Origin of the sequence: Actinoplanes sp. L3-i22, from assembly GCF_019704555.1 — a bacterium.
Lineage (GTDB): Bacteria > Actinomycetota > Actinomycetes > Mycobacteriales > Micromonosporaceae > Actinoplanes.
Window position 1 is genome coordinate 11,528,759 of record NZ_AP024745.1, and the last position, 18,173, is coordinate 11,546,931.

Annotated in this window: 17 protein-coding genes; 8 read left to right on the forward strand and 9 right to left on the reverse strand. The window is 72.4% G+C overall.

Annotated elements, in window-relative coordinates; genetic code table 11:
* Positions 1-30: 30 nt before the first annotated feature.
* Positions 31-2,244 (forward strand): AAA family ATPase, encoded by a 2,214-nt coding sequence (locus L3i22_RS51180; protein WP_221324607.1) that lies wholly within the window; start codon positions 31-33, stop codon positions 2,242-2,244.
* A gap of 3 nt (positions 2,245-2,247) precedes the next feature.
* On the opposite strand, the gene L3i22_RS51185 is transcribed toward L3i22_RS51180, so the two are convergent.
* The 4 genes from L3i22_RS51185 to L3i22_RS51200 form a co-directional block, all read right to left on the reverse strand.
* Positions 2,248-2,595 carry a DUF3263 domain-containing protein gene (locus L3i22_RS51185; RefSeq protein ID WP_221324608.1) on the reverse strand — a complete coding sequence of 116 codons (348 nt, stop codon included), beginning with the start codon at positions 2,593-2,595 and terminating at the stop codon, positions 2,248-2,250.
* 91 nt (positions 2,596-2,686) lie between these two features.
* A complete protein-coding gene (locus L3i22_RS51190) occupies positions 2,687-3,685 on the reverse strand; it encodes an ABC transporter permease subunit (RefSeq protein WP_221324609.1) in 999 nt (332 codons plus the stop codon).
* Positions 3,682-4,659 (reverse strand): ABC transporter ATP-binding protein, encoded by a 978-nt coding sequence (locus tag L3i22_RS51195; protein WP_221324610.1) that lies wholly within the window; start codon positions 4,657-4,659, stop codon positions 3,682-3,684. Before L3i22_RS51195 ends, L3i22_RS51190 begins: the two co-directional genes overlap by 4 nt.
* Before the next feature lie 40 nt (positions 4,660-4,699).
* Entirely contained in the window at positions 4,700-5,485 is a 786-nt protein-coding gene (locus tag L3i22_RS51200; protein WP_221324611.1) for a DeoR/GlpR family DNA-binding transcription regulator, read from the reverse strand.
* Positions 5,486-5,662: 177 nt separating this feature from the next.
* Between L3i22_RS51200 and L3i22_RS51205 the strand changes: the two genes are divergently transcribed.
* The 3 genes from L3i22_RS51205 to nagA are packed head-to-tail and all read left to right on the forward strand — an operon-like array spanning position 5,663 to position 8,600.
* A complete protein-coding gene (locus L3i22_RS51205; RefSeq protein WP_221324612.1) occupies positions 5,663-6,595 on the forward strand; it encodes an SIS domain-containing protein in 933 nt (310 codons plus the stop codon).
* A complete protein-coding gene (locus L3i22_RS51210; RefSeq protein WP_221324613.1) occupies positions 6,592-7,518 on the forward strand; it encodes an ROK family protein in 927 nt (308 codons plus the stop codon). Before L3i22_RS51205 ends, L3i22_RS51210 begins: the two co-directional genes overlap by 4 nt.
* Positions 7,515-8,600: an N-acetylglucosamine-6-phosphate deacetylase gene (gene nagA / locus L3i22_RS51215; RefSeq protein WP_221324614.1), complete on the forward strand. Its 1,086-nt coding sequence runs from the start codon at positions 7,515-7,517 to the stop codon at positions 8,598-8,600. The genes L3i22_RS51210 and nagA overlap by 4 nt, the downstream gene beginning before the upstream one ends.
* Positions 8,601-8,603: 3 nt before the next feature.
* Here nagA and L3i22_RS51220 read toward each other — a convergent pair whose 3' ends face one another.
* Positions 8,604-9,245 carry an MBL fold metallo-hydrolase gene (locus L3i22_RS51220; RefSeq protein WP_221324615.1) on the reverse strand — a complete coding sequence of 214 codons (642 nt, stop codon included), beginning with the start codon at positions 9,243-9,245 and terminating at the stop codon, positions 8,604-8,606.
* Positions 9,246-9,293: 48 nt separating this feature from the next.
* Here L3i22_RS51220 and L3i22_RS51225 point away from each other — a divergent pair, with 48 nt between their 5' ends.
* The gene (locus L3i22_RS51225) at positions 9,294-9,725 is read left to right on the forward strand and encodes a MarR family winged helix-turn-helix transcriptional regulator (protein ID WP_221324616.1); all 432 of its coding nucleotides are present in this window, start codon (positions 9,294-9,296) and stop codon (positions 9,723-9,725) included.
* A 54-nt stretch (positions 9,726-9,779) separates the two neighbouring features.
* Here L3i22_RS51225 and L3i22_RS51230 read toward each other — a convergent pair whose 3' ends face one another.
* Both L3i22_RS51230 and L3i22_RS51235 read right to left on the reverse strand, forming a co-directional pair.
* Positions 9,780-10,469 (reverse strand): phosphatase PAP2 family protein, encoded by a 690-nt coding sequence (locus L3i22_RS51230; protein WP_221324617.1) that lies wholly within the window; start codon positions 10,467-10,469, stop codon positions 9,780-9,782.
* A 9-nt stretch (positions 10,470-10,478) separates the two neighbouring features.
* The gene (locus L3i22_RS51235) at positions 10,479-11,846 is read right to left on the reverse strand and encodes a serine protease (protein ID WP_221324618.1); all 1,368 of its coding nucleotides are present in this window, start codon (positions 11,844-11,846) and stop codon (positions 10,479-10,481) included.
* Between the two features lie 89 nt (positions 11,847-11,935).
* On the opposite strand from L3i22_RS51235, the gene L3i22_RS51240 reads away from it, so the two are divergent.
* Positions 11,936-13,147: a DUF4032 domain-containing protein gene (locus tag L3i22_RS51240; RefSeq protein ID WP_221324619.1), complete on the forward strand. Its 1,212-nt coding sequence runs from the start codon at positions 11,936-11,938 to the stop codon at positions 13,145-13,147.
* Here the strand turns inward: L3i22_RS51240 and L3i22_RS51245 are convergent.
* Entirely contained in the window at positions 13,144-14,841 is a 1,698-nt protein-coding gene (locus tag L3i22_RS51245; RefSeq protein WP_255657760.1) for a TrkA family potassium uptake protein, read from the reverse strand. The genes L3i22_RS51240 and L3i22_RS51245 overlap by 4 nt on opposite strands.
* A 125-nt stretch (positions 14,842-14,966) precedes the next feature.
* On the opposite strand from L3i22_RS51245, the gene L3i22_RS51250 reads away from it, so the two are divergent.
* Positions 14,967-15,833 carry a hypothetical protein gene (locus tag L3i22_RS51250; protein WP_221324621.1) on the forward strand — a complete coding sequence of 289 codons (867 nt, stop codon included), beginning with the start codon at positions 14,967-14,969 and terminating at the stop codon, positions 15,831-15,833.
* A 48-nt stretch (positions 15,834-15,881) separates the two neighbouring features.
* On the opposite strand, the gene L3i22_RS51255 is transcribed toward L3i22_RS51250, so the two are convergent.
* Entirely contained in the window at positions 15,882-16,310 is a 429-nt protein-coding gene (locus tag L3i22_RS51255; protein ID WP_221324622.1) for a GNAT family N-acetyltransferase, read from the reverse strand.
* 119 nt (positions 16,311-16,429) lie between these two features.
* On the opposite strand from L3i22_RS51255, the gene L3i22_RS51260 reads away from it, so the two are divergent.
* The gene (locus tag L3i22_RS51260; RefSeq protein ID WP_221324623.1) at positions 16,430-18,127 is read left to right on the forward strand and encodes a PQQ-binding-like beta-propeller repeat protein; all 1,698 of its coding nucleotides are present in this window, start codon (positions 16,430-16,432) and stop codon (positions 18,125-18,127) included.
* Positions 18,128-18,173: the final 46 nt, after the last annotated feature.

The following is an 18,173-nucleotide window of genomic DNA, read 5'->3' on the forward strand; positions in this document are numbered from 1 at the left end:
GCCCCAGACGATCAATCGGAGGCATCCGCGGTGGCAGATGATCTCACGCTGACCGTGACTTTGCGGCCCGCGGCCCTGGATGCCCGGCGCGGCATCGTCCGTCTGCATCCGGAGGTGATGGCCGCGCTCGCGCTGAACCCGGGTGATCCGGTCCGATTGGCCGGGGTCCGGGTGACCGCCGGGATCGTGGCGCGGGCCGAGGCCGGCGCCAGCCGCGCCCTGCTCTACGCCGACGATCTCACGCTGGGCAACCTCGGCATGCGGGACGGCGGCCAGGTCACGATCACGCCGGTCCCGGTGACCGGGGCCCGCCGGGTGATGCTGACCGGGGCGCCGGAGATCGTCGCCGTGGTGTCGCCGGAGATGCTGCGCCTGGCGCTGCTCGGCAAGGTGGTCAGCGCCGGGGACGACGTGTCGCTGCTCCCGCAGGACGTGCTGCCCGCCGCCGGGAACCGGTCGCTGGTCGAGGCGGCCCGGCGCAGCCTGGCCAACCGGGTGGGTTACGGATGGACCAGCACCCTGCTCACCGTCGTCGAGGTGACCGACGCGGACGCCGCGCTGGTCAGCATGGACACCGTGGTGGGCTGGCAGGACGGCGCGGTGGCGACCCCGCCCGACAGCCTGGTCCCGCCGCTCCCGGTGCGGACGGCCACGCCCGGCAGCACCGGCCCGGAGACGCCGCCGCCGAGCATCGAGGACCTGCCCGGCCTGCGGGCCCAGGCCAAGGAGCTGGAGGAGCTGCTCGACCTGGGCTTCCACCACCGCGAGGTGCTGACCAAGCTGGGCACCCGGATCAGCCTCGGCGTGCTGATCTCCGGGCCCGCTGGGTCCGGCAAGTCCGACCTGGTCCACGCGGTCGCGGCCGCGGTCGGTGCGGTCGTGCACCCGGTCTGGGGGCCGGAGCTGGCCGCGCTCACCAATGACTCGGCCGCCCGGCGGCTCCGCGCCCTGGTCGCCGAGCTGCGCGGGGAGCGGCCCGAGGTGCTGCTGATCTCGGACGTGGAGGCGCTCACGCCCCGGGAGGATCCGGGCCCGCTGTCCATCGTCTTCCGGCAGGTGCTGGCCGAGCTGGTGGCCCGCGGCGCGGCGGTGGTCTGCACCACCAGCAAGCCCGAGTCGGTCGACCCGTCGCTGCGCGCCCCGAACCTGCTCGCCATGCAGCTCACCGTGGCGCTGCCGGACGCCGCGATGCGCCGCGAGCAGCTCGGCGTGCTGACCCGCGGGATGCGGGTGGCCGAGGACGTACGCCTGGACGACGTGGCCGGGCGGACCCCGGGATTCGTCGCCGCCGACCTGGGCGCGCTGGTCCGGGAGGCCGGCGTGCGGGCCGCGCTCCGCCAGCGGCTGTCCGAGTCGCCGAGCGTGACGATGGCCGACTTCGAGGCCGCGCTGGACGTGGTCCGGCCCACCTCGATGGCCGAGTCCACGCTGGAGGTCGCGGCGGTCACCCTGGACGACGTCGGCGACCTGGCCGAGGTGAAGCAGGTGCTCACCGAGTCGGTGCTGTGGCCGCTGACCTATCCGGACACGTTCGCCCGGCTCGGGGTGTCGCCGCCGCGCGGGGTGCTGCTCTACGGGCCGCCCGGCTGCGGGAAGACGTACCTGGTCAAGGCGATCGCCGGGACCGGGAAGGCGAACGTGCTCTCGGTCAAGGGCGCCGAGCTGCTCAGTAAATGGGTGGGCGACAGCGAGCGGGCGGTCCGGGAGCTGTTCCGCCGGGCCCGGGAGGCCGCGCCGACCCTGGTCTTCCTGGACGAGGTGGACGCGCTCGCCCCGGCCCGTGGTCAGGGCACCGACGGCGGGGTCACCGACCGGGTGGTCGCGGCGCTGCTCACCGAGCTGGACGGAGTGGAGGACCTGCGCAACGTGGTGGTGATCGGGGCGACCAACCGGCCGGACCTGATCGACCCGGCGCTGCTGCGGCCCGGGCGGCTGGAGCGACTGATCTACGTGCCGCCGCCGGACGGGCCGGCCCGGGCCGCGATCCTGCGGGCGTCGTCGCGGGCGGTGCCGCTGGACGAGGCGGTGGACCTGGACACGCTCGGGGCCGAGCTCGAGGGGTTCTCGGCGGCGGACTGCGCGGCGCTGATCCGGGAGTCGGCGCTGGCCGCGATGCGCGACTCGCTGGAGGCGTCCACGGTCACCCTGGCGAACGTGACCGCCGCCCGGAAGCGGATCCGCCCGTCGCTCGACGCCGCGCAGGTGGCGTGGCTCGAGACGTACGCCGAAAAACGGAATGCCTAGCGGTCAGCGCCGCCGGGCCCGGGCCCGGGTGGATCGCAGCCGCCGCAGGCGGCCGATCAGGACCGGATCGTGCTCGAGCGCGGCGGGGTTGTCCAGCAGCGCGTTGAGGAGCTGGTAGTACCGCGTCGAGGAGAGGTCGAACGCGTCCTTGATCGCCTGCTCCTTGGCGCCGGCGTGCTTCCACCACTTGGCCTCGAAGGCGAGGATCTGCGCCTCGCGCTCGGTGAGCGCGGGTCCCGCCTCGACGGCCGGCTGCGGGGGCAGCGCCTCGGGCTCGGCGGTCCGCGGGGCGGGGATGTGCTGCTGCTCCTCGACCGGCTGGTCACCGGTCGGTTCGGCGGCGGGCTGCATGGCACTCCCTGACGGCAGATATTGGTCGGCACAGATATTTACGCGGGAAACGCCAGCATAATCGGCACCGGCGAGTCCCGCGTAAGCTACCTCAGGTGATATCCCGGCTACGGATCGTCCACATTGCGGCACCCACAATGATGACTGACACGGCGGCGAACAACCCTCCCGCCATCTCCCAGGTAACGGTGTAGGTCGGCGCCTCGCACCCGTTGACGGCCGAGTAGTCGCACGGCGCGTTGTTGTCGATGACCTCGTAGGACTTGGCCATCCAGGCGCCGATCCAGGCCGGCAGCAGGTAGATCTCGTAGAACCGCACCCGCGCCAGGCTCAGCACGATGGCCAGGCCGAACTGGAAGATCACGATCACCCCGATCGCCGCGCCCAGCGCCGCCGCGGTGTGCCGCCCGATCGACGCCACGCCGAAGCCGATCGCCCCGGCCACCAGCACCAGGCCCAGGCCGCGCAGCCCGGTCAGGCCGAGCGACTGCCAGGTGCCCGGGGTCATCCCGCCGGTGGTCCCGCGCAGCGTCGCGATCAGCCAGAACAGCCCGGTCCAGGCCGCGCCGGTGAGCACACTCAGGCCGAACAGCCAGGTCAGCAGCGCGGACAGCTTGGTGGACAGCACCCGCACCCGTTGCGGCCGCCAGAGCAGCAGGTTCATCATGCCGCCGCTGTTCCACTCGGCGCCCACGAAGGACGCCCCGATGACGAACGCGACCAGGGCGAGCAGCGCCGCCCAGACGGTCACCATGACCGGGAAGTCCTCGCGGAAGCTGAACGGCGGGGTGAGGAACTGGTCGGCCGGGATCTGATCGCGGGTCGGCGGGATCAGGCCGTCACAGTTGCCGCCGTACGAGGCCGGGTCCTTCTGACACTCCTGCTTTGCCTGGTCGGCGTAGCGGAGCTGGTCCTGGTACTCCTGGTCGGCCCGGGCCTCGGCCGCCGCCCGGGTCGACGCGGTGGTCTTCTCGTGCGAGTACGCGGTGCCGCCGGCCACCAGGCCGAGCACGAGCAGCGCCATCAGCACGAAGAACCTGGTGAATCGACGCTTCGACACCCGCCGGGTCTCGGCTCGGAACAGGCTCACTGACCCCACGCACCCTTCGCCGCCACCTGATCGACCTGCCGGTTCGCCCCGTCGACCGGCGCGGTGCCGGTGAGCTCGAGGAACACGTCCTCCAGGTCGGCCGAGACCGGGGTCAGCTCGGAGACGTAGATCTGCTTCTCGGCCAGCAGCTTGGTGATCTGGGCCGGGTTGCCGGCGTTCGCCACGGTGAAGTGGTCGCGCTCGACGGTCAGCGCGGCGCCCGCCGCGCGCAGGATCGCCGCGGCGCCGGTCAGGTCCACGCCCGGCTCCAGGCGCACCCGCACGGTCCCCGAGGTGTGGCTGGCCAGCACGTCGGCGACCGACCCGGCGGCCACCCGCCGGCCGGCCGAGATGATCGTCACCGAGTCGCAGATCAGCTGGATCTCACCGAGGATGTGGCTGGACAGCAGCACGGTCATCCCGGACTCGGAGAGGTCCCGCATCAACGTGCGCATCTCCCGGATGCCGCCCGGGTCCAGCCCGTTCGCCGGCTCGTCCAGGATCAGCAGCTTCGGCTCCTTGAGCAGCGCGGACGCCACCGCGAGACGCTGCTTCATGCCGAGCGAGTACGTCTTCACCCGGTCCTTCGCCCGGTCCCGCAGGCCGACCAGCTCGAGCACCGCGGGCACCCGGTGCCGGTTCACGCCGCCGGCGTCGGCCAGCAGCGACAGGGTGGTCTCCGCGTTGAAGTTGGCGAAGAACTGCGGGCTCTCCACGATCGCGCCGACCTGGCCGGCGACCTGCGGCAGGTGGCGGGGGACCTCCTGGCCGAGGATCGTCATCCGGCCGTCGTTCGGTTTGATCAGGCCGAGCAGCGTCCGGAGGGTGGTGGTCTTGCCCGATCCGTTCGGGCCGAGGAAGCCGTGCACCTGCCCGGCCTCCACCACCATGTCGAAGCCGTCCAGCGCCTTCCGGACACCCTTGCGGCCGCGATAGGTCTTCCGCAGCCCTGATATCTCGAGTACGGCGGTCATCGCCGCACCTTAAGTGATCAGCGCCAATCCCGGGAGGCCGTCAGGCGCAGATGACCTCGACCCCGGCCTCGCGGAACGCGGCGATCGTCGAGGACGACGCGCCGGAGTCGGTGACCAGGGTTTCGATCTGGGTGATCGGGCAGATCCGGGCGAACGCGTGACTGCCCAGCTTCGATGAGTCGGCGATCACCACGACCCGCTTGGCCCGCGCCACCATCAGGCTGTTCATCGCGGCCTCGCCCTCGTGGTGGGAGGCCGCGCCGAGCTCGACGTCGAGCGCGTCCACGCCGAGCAGCGCGATGTCCAGCGTGACCTCCTTGAGCAGCGCCCCGCCGAGCGGGCCGACCACCTCGAAGGACTGCGGGCGGACCACGCCGCCGGCCACCACGATCTTCATCCGGGAGCGAACGAGCAGTTCGTTCGCGATGTTCAGGGCGTTGGTGACGACGGTCAGCTGGGAGCCCTCGCCGCCGGCGTTCAGGTCGGGACGGACCGCCAGCGCGCGGGCCACCTCGGTGATCGTGGTGCCGCCGTTCAGGCCGACCACCGTGCCCGGGGTGACCAGGCGGGCCGCGGCCTCGCCGATCCGCTGCTTCTCGGCGGAGTGCTTGGCGCTCTTGTAGCGCAGGGGCAGGTCGTACGACACGCCGTTGGCGACCGCACCACCGCGCGTACGGGTGATCATCTGCTGCTGGGCGAGCTGGTCGAAGTCACGCCGGATGGTCGCCTGGGAGACGTCCAGGCGCTCGGCCGCCTCCTCGACGGTCACCCGGCCGCTGTCCGTGAGCAGCTCAAGCAGGGCATTCCACCGCGCGTACCGGTCCACCCAGACTCCCCGATGCACGTTCCATGATAAGTGTGTGCACATTAGTGCGCGAAAGGCCGCGAAGCAAAGAGAGCCCGTGCGCGGTACTTGCCCCCGCGCCAGCGCCATGAGCACAATAACGCGCGAAATACCCGGCTACCGAGCGCGAATGCGCAGCACAACCGGTGAGGATGAGCCATGACGCACGTTAAGGCGGAGATCGCCAGCCAACCGGACTGTTGGCGGCAGGCCGCCAAACTGGCCGGATCGCCGGGGCTTCCGGGCCGCGGGGAACGGGTCGCCGTGGTCGGCTGCGGGACCTCCTGGTTCATGGCGAAGTCGTACGCGGTGCTGCGCGAACAGGCTGGCCACGGCGAGACCGACGCGTTCCAGGCCTCCGACTTCCCGTACGGGCGACGGTACGACCGGCTGATCGCGATCACCCGCTCCGGCACCACCACCGAGACGCTCGACGTGATGCGCGAGGTCGGCCAGAACACCCCGGTCACCGTGATCACCGCCGACCCGGCCCAGCCGGCCGTCGACATCGCCGGTGACGCCATCGTGCTGGGCTTCGCCGACGAGCAGTCGGTGGTCCAGACCCGCTTCGCCACCAGCGTGCTCGCCCTGCTCCGCGGGCACCTGGGCCACGACATCGACGCCGCCGCGATGGACGCCGAGGTCGCGGTGCGCCTGCCGCTGCCGGTGCACCCGGCGCTCACCGACCAGATCACGTTCCTGGGCCGGGGCTGGACCGTGGGCCTGGCCGAGGAGGCCGCCCTCAAGTGCCGGGAGACGGCCGGGTTCTGGACCGAGTCGTACCCGGCCATGGACTACCGGCACGGCCCGATCTCGATCGCCGGCCCGCGCCGGGTGGTGTGGGCGTTCGGCGACGTGCCGGCCGGCCTGGCCGACGAGGTCGAGGCCCGCGGCGCCGCCTTCGTGCACAGCCGCCACCACGGCGGATACGCCTCGCTGGGCCGCTGGGTCGGCGGCCGGGCGCCGCTCGACCCGATGGCCGACCTGGTCCTGGCGCAGCGCGTGGCCGTGCTGCTGGCCACCACCCAGGGCCTCGACCCGGACCACCCGCGCGGCCTGACCCGTTCCATCGTGCTGCCCGAACACCCGTGAGCGACACCGTCGTCATCGCCCTCGACGTCGGGGGCACCGGCATGAAGTGCGCGCTGGTCCGCCCGGACGGCGTGGTGCACCACCAGGAGCGCCACCCGACCCACGCCGAGCGCGGCGGGGCCGCCCTCACCGAGAGCATCCTGGACATCGCCGAGGGGCTGGCCGCCAAGGCCCACGCGGACGGGCTCACCCCGGTCGCGGCCGGCATCGCGGTGCCCGGCGTGGTCGACGAGGTCACCGGGGTCGCGGTCTGGGCGGCGAACGTGGGCTTCCGCGACGTGCCGCTGCGGGACCTGGCGAGCCGCCGGCTGGGCCTGCCGGCGGCGCTCGGGCACGACGTCCGGGTGGGCGCCCTCGCCGAGGCCCGCCTCGGCGCCGGACGCGGCCGCCGCCACGTGCTCTTCGTCGCGATCGGCACCGGCATCGCCGGCGGCCTGGTCGTGGACGGCACCGGCTACTCCGGCGCGCACGGCGCGGCCGGCGAGATCGGGCACGTCATCGTCCGCCCCGGCGGCATCCCGTGCGGCTGCGGCTCCCGCGGCTGCCTGGAGACCGAGGCGTCGGCCCGGGCCGTCGGCCGGCGGTACGCGGAGCTCTCCGGCCAGGACGACGCCACCGCCTACGACGTGGCCACCCGGGCCGCGGCCGGCGAGGAACTGGCCACCCGGGTCTGGCAGGACGCGGTCGAGGCGCTCGCCGACGGGCTGCTGACCGCGCAGGCGCTGTTCGACGTCGGGGTGGTCGTGCTCGGCGGCGGGCTGGCCGAGGCCGGCGACGGGCTGCTGCTCCCGGTCCGGGACGCGTTCGCCCGGCGGGTCACCTTCCACCGCACCCCCGAGATCGTCCGGGCCGAGCTGGGCGACGTCGCCGGCTGCCTGGGCGCCGCCCTGCTCGCCCTCGATTCCCTGGGGACCCCGAAATGACCAGCATCTCCGGCCGGATCGTCACGCCCTCCTCGGTGGTCCGCGGGCGCCTCGACATCACCGACGGGCGGATCGCCGGGATCGTGCCCGACGACACGGCCGGCGACGACGTCATCCTGCCCGGCTTCATCGACCTGCACTGTCACGGCGGCGGCGGGCACACGTTCACCACCGGGGATCCGGTGGCGGCGCGGGGTGCGGCCGGGTTCCACCGCTCGCACGGCACCACGACCATGCTGGCCAGCCTGGTCAGCTCCCCGTTCGAGCTGATGCGGTCGGCGACGCTGGCCTATCGGGCGCTGGTCGACGAGGGGGTGCTCGCCGGGATCCACTTCGAGGGGCCGTACCTGTCCGCGGTCCGCTGCGGCGCGCAGAACCCGGCGTACCTGCGGAACCCGGTGATGTCCGAGATAACGGAAATAATCAAAATCGGCGAGGGCGCCGTACGGATGATGACCATCGCCCCCGAGCTCGACGGTGCCCTGGACGCCATCTCCCACCTGCGCGACGCCGGGGTCCTCGCCGCGGTCGGGCACACCGACGCCTCCTACGAGCAGACCCACGCCGGGGTCGCCGCCGGCGCGACCGTGGCCACCCACCTGTTCAACGGCATGCGCCCGGTCCACCACCGCGAGCCCGGCCCGGTGATCGGCCTGCTCTCCTCGACCGCGACCGTCGAGCTGATCGCCGACAACATCCACCTGCACCCGGGGATGCTGGCGTTCGCCGCGGGCAGCGCCGGCCCGGACCGCTCGATCCTGGTCACCGACGCGATGGACGCGGCCGGGATGCCGGACGGCTCGTACGAGCTGGGCGGCCAGGCGGTCGTCGTCACCGACCGGGTGGCCCGGCTGGCCGAGGGCGGCTCGATCGCGGGCAGCACGCTGACCATGGACGTCGCCTTCCGCAACGCGATCGCCGCCGGCCTCTCCCTGACCGCCGCCGCCGCGATGTCCTCGACCACCCCGGCCCGCCTGCTGGGCCTGACCGACCGCGGCGCCCTCACCCCCGGCCTCCGCGCCGACATCGTCGTCCTGACCCCGGACTTCGCCCTCAAGCAGGTCCTGTCCGCCGGCGCCTGATCCTCAGAGCTGCTGGGACTCGCCGGCCGCCAGGTGGAGGTAAGGCGCGCCGGTCGGGGCCGGACCCTGGTCGCCCAGGAAGTTGGCCAGCATGGCCAGGCCGACCGGGTTCAGCGCGCCGTCGTGCACGCCGATGGCCCGGACCGGCTTGACCTCGCGGACCCAGTCGATCAGGTCGGCGACCCGGGACCACGGGCCGTGGATCGGCAGCAGCAGCGTCCGCACCGGGACGTCCGGCACGGTCAGCGCGTCGCCCGGGTGGAAGAGCGCGCCGTCGATCAGGAAGCCGGTGTTCGGCACCCGGGGCATGTCCGGGTGCACCTCGGCGTGCCAGCGGCCGTAGGCGCGCACCTCGAACCCGTTCGCGGTGAACGTGTCGCCCTCGCCGACCACGTGCACCCGCGCCGGGTCGCCGTCAAACGCGGCGGCCACCGCGGCGTTGGTCCAGACCTCCAGCGCCGGGTTGGCGGCCAGCGCGGCGGCCAGTTTCGGCCCGCTGAAGTGGTCGAAGTGCTCGTGCGTGACCAGCACGGCGTCCGCCCCGGCGAACGCGTCCTCCGGGGTCAGGCCGCCCGGGTCGACGACCAGCCGGCGGCCGTCCCGCTCCAGCGTCACGCAGGCGTGCCCGAATTTGCGCAGTTCCATGTCAGCTCCTCCCACCACAGTTGTACAACACTGTTGTACATTAGCGGCATGGCCCCGAGCAACGAACCGGATCTGCCCGACCTCGCCGAGCAACTGCGGCAGGCGATCGGCCGGCTGGTCCGGACCACCCGCGCGCAGGCCGACTCGCTGCCCCGTACGCACGCCGAGACGCTGGGGTATCTGAGCCGTGAGGGGCCGCGGACGATCGCCGAGCTGGCCGCCCTGCGCCGGGTCACGCACCAGAGCATGAGCCGGACGGTCGGCGAGCTGGCGGCGCTCGGGTTCGTCAGCCGCACGCCGAACCCGGCCGACGCGCGCGGCTTCGTGATCACGCTGGCGCCGGCCGGCGGGGTCGCGCTGGACACCGACCGGGCCGCGCGGCGCGAGTGGGTGGCGGCGGCGATCGCGAACCGGCTCACCCCCGAGGAGCAGCGCCTGCTGGCCGCGGTCCCGGCGCTGCTGGACCGGCTGGCCGACTGATCTCCCGGAAGCGCGGGGCGGGGCTGACGGCCGTACCCAAGCGGGGGTTAAGGGTTAAAAAGCCGGACCGGTCCAGGGACGTCGCGGCAGCGGGATGGCGTCCCAGCGGATGCGCTCGACGAGGCGGGCCAGGACCAGTCCGAGGAGCAGGCCGGCAACCGAGTCGGTGAGCCAGTGGAAGCCGGTGTAGACCGTGGTCACGAAGACGATCGCCACCGGGAGAACCCGGATCGCGAAGGATTCCCACCTGGTCAGGGTGCGCCGGAGCAGGGCGGCGGCCAGGATCGCGAAGACCGCGTACCAGACCAGCGAGTTGCCCATGTGGCCGGAGGGGAAGCTGCGGCTGTCGGAGCCGCTCGCGACCGGGTTGAACATCTCGGTCTTGAACGGCCCTTTGTAACGCGGCGCCGCCCGGTCGAAATAGAGCTTCATCGGGCCGATCGTCAGATATGTCACGACATAGGCGGCGAGGAACGGGAACAGCGCCCGCACCGACCGCGTCCGGTAGACGAGCAGCCCGGTCAGGATCAGGCCGACCGGGGTGAGCACCTGACCGCCCTGGCCCAGATAATTCAAGACCCGGGCGGTCCAGTACGGAATCCGCGGCTGATGCCCGATCGCCCAGTCCGCCACCCGCTGATCGAGCGTCAGCAGGTGCCCCTGGATCAACGCCACGGTGAGCGCCCCGAACGCCGCGAGCAGCAGAACGTCGGGCCACCAGGGCATCGTGCGGCGTTCGATCATCAGTAGAAGTTAAAGGTACTGGTGCAACTTGACCGCGAGCAGGTCACCCCGCACGCCGGAGTTCGGGCAGCCGCCGAAGTGGTGCAGCGCGATCACCTTGTTCGTCTTGCGGGACAGCACCGGCGAGCCGGACGAGCCGCCCGCGGTGTCACAGAGGTACGAGACGTCGGAGTGCGCCGCGTACCCGGTGTAGTCCGGGTTGTCGACCGCGCAGTTGCCGGCCTTGTCGCCCTTCGCCCCGGCGATCCGGGTCGGCTCCCCCGCCGGGTGCTGCGGCACGTACAGCTCGGTGCCCTTGACCGGCCGCGCGGTGTCCAGCGTGAGGTAGCCGAACTTTCCGATCGTGTCGAAGCCGTCGACGCTGAACAGCGTGTAGTCGAGCAGGTGATCGGTGGAGAGGACCTGGTTGCCCCAGACCTTGGTGGGCTTGAAGACGTCGTACCCACCGCACTGCGCGCACTGGTAGTTGAACCAGACCTCGGTGTCGTACGCCTCCTCCGAGGTGGTCAGGCAGTGGTTGTTGGTGAGCATCCGGTTCTTCGGGCCGACCCGCCAGCCGGTGCACAGCTCGGTCCCGTTGATCAGCAGCCGGGCGATCGCCTTCGACTTGACGTAGGCGACCGGGTCCGAGGACTGGTAACAGACCGCGTCGTTGGAGGTGTCCGGGCCGCAGATGGACTCCTCGCGCCCGGTCCGGCCGGGGCGCACCGAGGCCTCCGACGGGACCCGGGCCTGCTCGGTACGGCTGAACCCGCGCGCCACATGATCGACGCTGACGCCCATCCCCTCCAGGGCGGTGCGCAGGCCGAGCGGGTCGATCGCCCGGTGCACCGCCACCACCGCGGTGTCCCCGGTGATCGACATCGCCCAGCGGCCGGTGGTGCCGGGGTCGTAGCGGTACGACTCGCTGCGGTCCGGGTTCGAGACGGTCAGGTAGTCGCCGGGGAGCATCGCCATCCGGCTGAAGTGCAGCTTGACGTACGAGGCGCCGGGGTAGCTGAAGGTCTGCGCCGGGGGGCCGGCGAGGTAGCCGAGCAGGGTGGTGACGTTGAGGAGCTCGCCGACCTGTTGCCGGCCGGGGGTGGCGGTCGCCGATTCGAGGACCCGCTCACCAGGCGTGGGCGATTTGTGCTCTTTTTTCGTGACACTGGCGCTTGGCGTGGAGCGCGTCGGGCGCGTCGATCGCTCCGCCGGCGATGACGACGAAGTGGCCGGCAAGGGACCCTCGGCCGCCACCGCGGTACGCGCCACCCCGGGCGCCTGATGCCAGGTACTGACCGGATCATCGCCGCCGCGCGTCGCCGTTACCGCACCGGCCACTCCGGCCAGCACGAGCGCGGCGCAGGCCCCGACGACGATCGCTGTCTTGCGTCGCATGCCACTCCCGGTACGTCTAGGCGTTTTGGCACCTGTGTAACGAGCCACGTACGACCTCGACGCGGAGAGCGAACGGGCACACTTGGTCGGTGCGCATCACCTCCGCCCTCATCGACCCCGCGCTGCTGGACCTGCCGTGGCACGTGCCGCTGGAGGAGTGGCCGGCCGATCACCTGGTCGCCCTCCCGCAGGGCATCTCCCGGCACATCGTCCGGTTCGTGAAGCTGAACGGCGCCGTCTACGCGATGAAGGAGACCCGCGAACGGATCGCCGAGAAGGAGTACGACCTGCTCCGCGCCCTGGAACGGATCGACTTCCCGGCCGTGCAGGCGATCGCGATCGCCACCGACCGGCAGACCCTGGAGGGTGAGCCGCTGGAGACCGTGCTGGTCACCCGGCACCTCCAGTTCTCCCTGCCGTACCGTGCGCTCTTCTCCCGCGTGCTGCGCCCGGACACCATGAACCGGCTGCTCGACGCGCTGGCCGCGCTGCTCGTCCGGATGCACCTGACCGGGTTCTCCTGGGGCGACTGCTCGCTCTCCAACACGCTGTTCCGGCGGGACGCGGGCGCCTTCGCGGCGTACCTGGTCGACGCCGAGACCGGCAACCTCTATCCGAAGCTCTCCGAGGGGCAGCGCCTGGAGGACATCGAGATCCTCCGGCTCAACATCTTCGGCGAGAGCCTCGACCTGCAGGCCGCCGAGCTGCTGCACGAGTCGATCGACCCGGAGTCGGTGGTCGACGACATCGTGGCGCGGTACGAGCGGCTGTGGCACGAGGTGACGTACGAGCAGGAAGTGGCGAAGGACGCCCGGCACCACATCGAGGGCCGGATCCGACGGCTCAACGAGATGGGCTTCGACGTCGCCGAGGTGTCGATGTCCACGGTGGACGGCGGCTACCGGGTCCGCCCGAAGGTCGTCGACGCCGGGTACCACACCCGCCGGCTGATGCGCCTGACCGGCCTGGACGCCGAGGAGAACCAGGCCCGCCAGCTGCTCAACGACCTGGACGCGTACCGGGCGGAGAGCGCGCTGACCGACGAGCAGCAGGCCGCACACCGCTGGCTGACCGAGGTCTTCGAGCCGGTGGTCCGCGCCGTCCCGGCGAACCTGCGGAACAAGCTCGAGCCGCAGGAGATCTTCTCGCAGATCATCCAGCACAAGTGGCTGCTCTCCGAGCAGGCCGGGCGGGACGTCGGGATGGGCCCGACGGTCCAGTCGTACCTGTCCGACGTGCTGGTCAACAAGCCGGACGAGCAGGCCGTGCTCGGCGTCGACGCGGAAGAGCTGGTCTCCTAACCGGCCAACGCGCGCAGTGCTCGCTGGCGGGCGACGACCAGGACCCGGTCGCCCGCGGCGAGCACCCGGCGCGGGTCCGGCCGCCAGTCGATCCACTCCTGGCCGGCCGCCGACATGCCGATCACCCGGGCCTGCCCCGGCTGGTCCACGCCGTCGAGCAGCGCACCGTCCAGATCGGACCCGGCGACCACGGTGACCGTGCCGACCAGCAGCACGTGCCGGTCGACCGGGATGCTGGCGTGCACGTTGCGCTCCAGTAGGGCGGCGGCGAACGCCGGGGCGCAGAGCCGGGACACGCTGCGGGACGTGCTGATGTCGAAGGCCGCGCCGATCCGCTGGGCGAAGTCGTCGTCGAACAGCCGCAGCACCACCCGCAGGTCGTCGCGGATGGCCCGGGCGTGCAGCGCGGCCTGCAGGTTCACCGGATCGTTCGTGGAGACCACGACCAGCGCGCGGCAGGTCGCGATCTGCGCCGCCTGCAGGGTCTCCTCCCGGGACGCGTCCCCGATGATCACCGGGATGCCGCGCCGCTGCGCGGACTTCACCCCGCGGGCCTCGGCGTGCCGGTCGATGGCCACCACCCGGACGCCGAGGTCGTGCAGCTGGCGCAGCACCTGGGTGCCGACGTTGCCGAGCCCGACCAGCACGATGTGGTCGCGCAGCTGCCCGGCCAGCCGGCCCTGGCTGAGCGCCAGCCGGGCGTTGACCATGCCGTCCACCACCGCCGCGGTGATCAACGGGAGCAGCGCCAGGCCGGCGATGGTCAGCACCAGCTGGGCGGCCTGGGCCACCGCGTTGCGCTTGTCCTCCACATCGGACGCACCGACCGCGGTCATCAGCGTGACGTAGATCGACTGCCACAGGTTGTGCCGGGTGTCGTCCCACGCGTTCAGCACCGCGCCGGCCAGCACCGTGGTGACCAGGGTGATCAGCACGGCGACGCCGAGCTTGCGGTTCAGCGCGGCGCGCAGGGCCCGGCCGATCGCGGTGAACGGGCGGCGCCGGCGGCCGGAGCGGGCCAGCAGGCGGCGGGTCACGTCGCCCTCGGCCGAGGTGCCGACCGCCTCGGCCAGCACGAGATCGTCCGGCCCGGCGGTGGCCGGCTCGACCGGCAGGACGGTCACCTCGCCGTCGGCCTCGGTGGCCAGGGTGACCATCACCCGGCGGTCCGGCACGTCGGCGCGGTGGGCGACATAGAGCGTCCGGTCGCCGTGCCGGAAGTGCGTCGGAGCGACCTCGCCGAGCGCCGCCGCGACGAACGCCGGCCCGGCCATCTGGGCGTCGGAGAGCACCACGTTGTCGGTGAAGATCCGGCTCACGCTGCCGCTCAGCCCGGTGTTGAACATCCGGACCACCACCCGCAGCTTCTCCTCGACCTCGCGGGCGCAGAGCGCGGCGTGCAGGTTGACCATGTCGTCCGGCATCACCAGGGCGAGCGCGGCGGCCCCGGCCAGCCCGGCGTCGCGGAACGTCTGCTCGTCCAGCCGGTCGGCGTGCCGCAGCTCGACGCCGTGCGCCTCCAGGGCCCGGAGGTCGGGCACATCGGCGCGGATCTTGTGCGGAGTGATCACGGTCAGCCGTAGCCGATGGCGGGAATTCGCCAATTCTTCGGCGAGTGTCCACACCAGGGCATCGGCGCCACAGACGACCAGGTGGGGACGGGTATCAGCTTCCGAAGGGATCAACGCACTCACGTTCACGAATCGTAGTCAGCCGTTACCGCCTGGTGGGGCCGCCCGTTGCCCCATCCGACACCATTCGTCCGAGTTGGTGGGTATTTCCAGCAAACCCATCGTCCGAAGTGGTCTGGAGAAGATCAGTGCGTAAGTTGTGGTATGCCGGAGCCGGAGTGATCGCCGGTGGGCTCCTCTTCCTCGGGACCGCCCCCGCCCAGGCGGACGTCACGTCCCCGGACCCGGGCGCCTCCATCACGCCGTATGCCGATCCGGTCGGCGACGCGCTCGCCCGCACCAACGGCCTGCGCCTGGCCAGCCCGGTCGGCAGCGACCCGCTGGGCCGCGCGCCGCTGCTCACCCTCGGACAGGGTGACCAGCAGTTGTTCCAGGTCAAGCCGGGTCAGAACAGCGTCGGCCGGGTCCTCCCGGGGCATCACGAGGAGCGCCCCGAGGCCGGCGGTCAGCCCCCGGCCGCCGACGTGGTCGGCACCGAGTTCCCGAAGGCGGCCGGCGTCCCCTTCACCGACGCGAACACCGGGTCGGTACGCCTGCCGCTGGTCCGTAGCCTGCCGATCGTCGGCGGCATCCTGCCCGACGGCAGCCACACCCTGGAGAGCACGTCCAGTCAGTACCCGCTGCTGGACGACCTGGACGGCACGCTCTCGGTGCGCGGCCTGCCGAAGCGGATGGCGGACTCGAACCGGGCCGGCCTGGCCGGGCTGCCGCTCGGCGGGACGCCGGTCGCCCCGGCCGACCTGCTGCCCGAGGCGACGGCGACCGGGCGGGCGACGCCGGCGCCGTACGCGAGCACCCCGGCCGTCCCCGGAACCACCGCGCCGTCGGTCGCGCCGTCGTCCGCGGCCCCGGTCGCGGTGATCCCGTCCGCCGAGGTCCCGTCGGCCGAGGCACCGTCCGCGGCGGCCCCGGCGTCGGTCATGCCGTCGGAGGCGCCGTACACCAAGAACACCGACGACCCGCGCCTGATGGAGGAGCCGGTCGCCGGCAACTGACCCGAAGCATCGGGTGCCGTGGTCTCCGGACCGCGGCACCCGATCCGGCTATTCCGCCGGATCGATCAGGAGATCCCAGCTGAGCAGCGTGAACGTGGTCTCCTCGAGCGCGCCCGCGGATCGATAGGTGGCCAGCCCGGCGGCGTTGTCGTTCTCGGTCGCCACCCACATGCCGTAGCACCCGTTCTTCCGGGCGAGGTCGGCCAGCGCGGAGACCAGCGCCGTCCCGATCCCCTGCAACCGGGCGACCGGCGCGACGCCCAGCTCGTAGACCAGCATCTCGGTGCCCTTGTCCGGGTGGGTCGTCTCGACCCCGGAGATCATCCCGACCGGCCGGTTCTCGTCGTCGTAGGCGAACAGCAGGTGATGCGTCGCGTCGGCGAGGAACCGCCGGGTCGCCTCGGGGATCGGCGGCGCGTCGAACAGGTCGGCACCCCGCTGGATCTCCGCCGCGTCGGTCACGCGTTCGATGCGCATGGCGCCACCCTAACGATGGGTATGCGGTCCCCGCTGCGGGCCGGACGTGAGCGGTCGGGATCGACGCGCGTGCGCTCGGTAGCATGACGGGCCGAAAGCATGACCGTGGAGGCGACGAAATGCCAGCTCCGGGTGACGGCTCGCAAACCCCAGATCAAGATCACGACATTTCGCCGTACGCCACGGGCACCGCCGCCGCCGCGACGCCGACCCCCACCGCGCCGACCGCGCCGCACGAGCCGACCGCCGCGCACGAACCAACCGCCGCGCACGAGCCGACCGCCGCGCACGAACCGACCGGGCAGTACGCCGCGCCCGTCGACCCGTGGGCCGAGGGCGAGGCCCGGGCCCGGGCGTCCGGCGCCCCGCTGCCGTACTCGATGGACCCGCCCACGTCACCGGCTCCGCACGCCGAGCCGCTCACCCCGGCCGATCCGGGCGGCGCGACCGAGACCGTGGCGGTGACCGGGCCCCGGTCGTACCGCAAAGGCTTCTGGATTCTGGGTGGCGCGGCCCTGGCCGCGGCCGTCGCCCTCGGGGTGACCGCCGCGCTGCTGCTCCGGCCCGGTTTCCCGCCCCGCGACTACCACTCCCTCGCGGAGGTCGCCCGGTTCGAGCCGATCGCGCCGATCACCTCCTACTGGTCGGACGCCGAGGTGATCGGCGACCGGGCCTACTTCGCCGGCGTCGACGACCAGGGCCGGGCCGGCGTGACCGCGGTCGACCTCGACTCGGGCCGGGAGGCCTGGAAGAGCACGGCGGCCGGCGCCGCGAAGAGCTGGGCCCGGATGATCGCCCTGCCGGACGCCGTCGTGCTGATCTCCGACCCGGACTACACCACCAGCCAGGCGCGCCTGGTCCGGCTCGACGGCAAGACCGGCGACCTGAGCTGGGAATACGCGCTGGGCAGCGCCGACACCGTGCACTTCGGCGCCGGCGTGGCACTGGTCGTGGACCGCGAGCACGGCGTCCTGCACGGCCTCGACCTGGCCACCGGCAAGGAGCGCTGGCAGACCGCCAACCCGGACGGCGCGGCCGCCAGCGCGATCCTCGACGTGACCACCCCCGACGACCTGACCGGCCCGGCGGGCTCCCTCGGCCGCCCGTTCGCGCCGCACCTGAGCGACGACGACCAGGTCGTGCAGATCGCCAGTGACCGCTCGGCCCGGGTGATCGACCTGAGCACCGGCAAGGCCGGCAAACCGCGGCCCGACGTCGCCTACACCAGCGACAAGATGGTCGCCCATCACGGCCGGCTGTTCGTCGAGGAGTCCGGCAGCGACCGGCTGCTCGCCTACGACCTGGCGAAACTCGACTCCGCCGAGCCGGCCATCCTCTACACCACGCCGAAGGACGCCCGGGTCGACGCGCTGACCCCGTGCGGCGACGACCGGATCTGCTTCGTCGAGACCGTCGGCTACGCCAAGGACAAGACCGAGATCATTGCGTACGACCTGAAGGAGCACCAGGAAGCCTGGCGCCGGCCGGCCCCGGGCGCCGAGTCGCTGGTCCCGGTCGGCGACGGGGTGCTGGCCCTGACCGACGAGGCCAGCACGCTGTTCGACGCGACCGGCAAGGCCCGGTGGACCGACGTGCCCGGCACCGCGGTGCGCCTGGACGCCGGCAACGTGCTGCAGTTCTCCGACCCGCTGTCCAGCTCGGTCGGCGACCAGACGCTGGTCGGCGTGCACCCCGGCGACGATCCGGTGCAGCTCGGGCTGCTCCGGAAGGTGCGTAGTGGCACCTGCGCGTGGAACACGTCCGTGCTGGCCTGCGTCGCCGAGAAGGACTTCGTGGTCACCCGGTTCGCCGGCTGACCTGCCTTGGACAGACAAACGGGCCGCCCGTCGCCGGGCGGCCCGT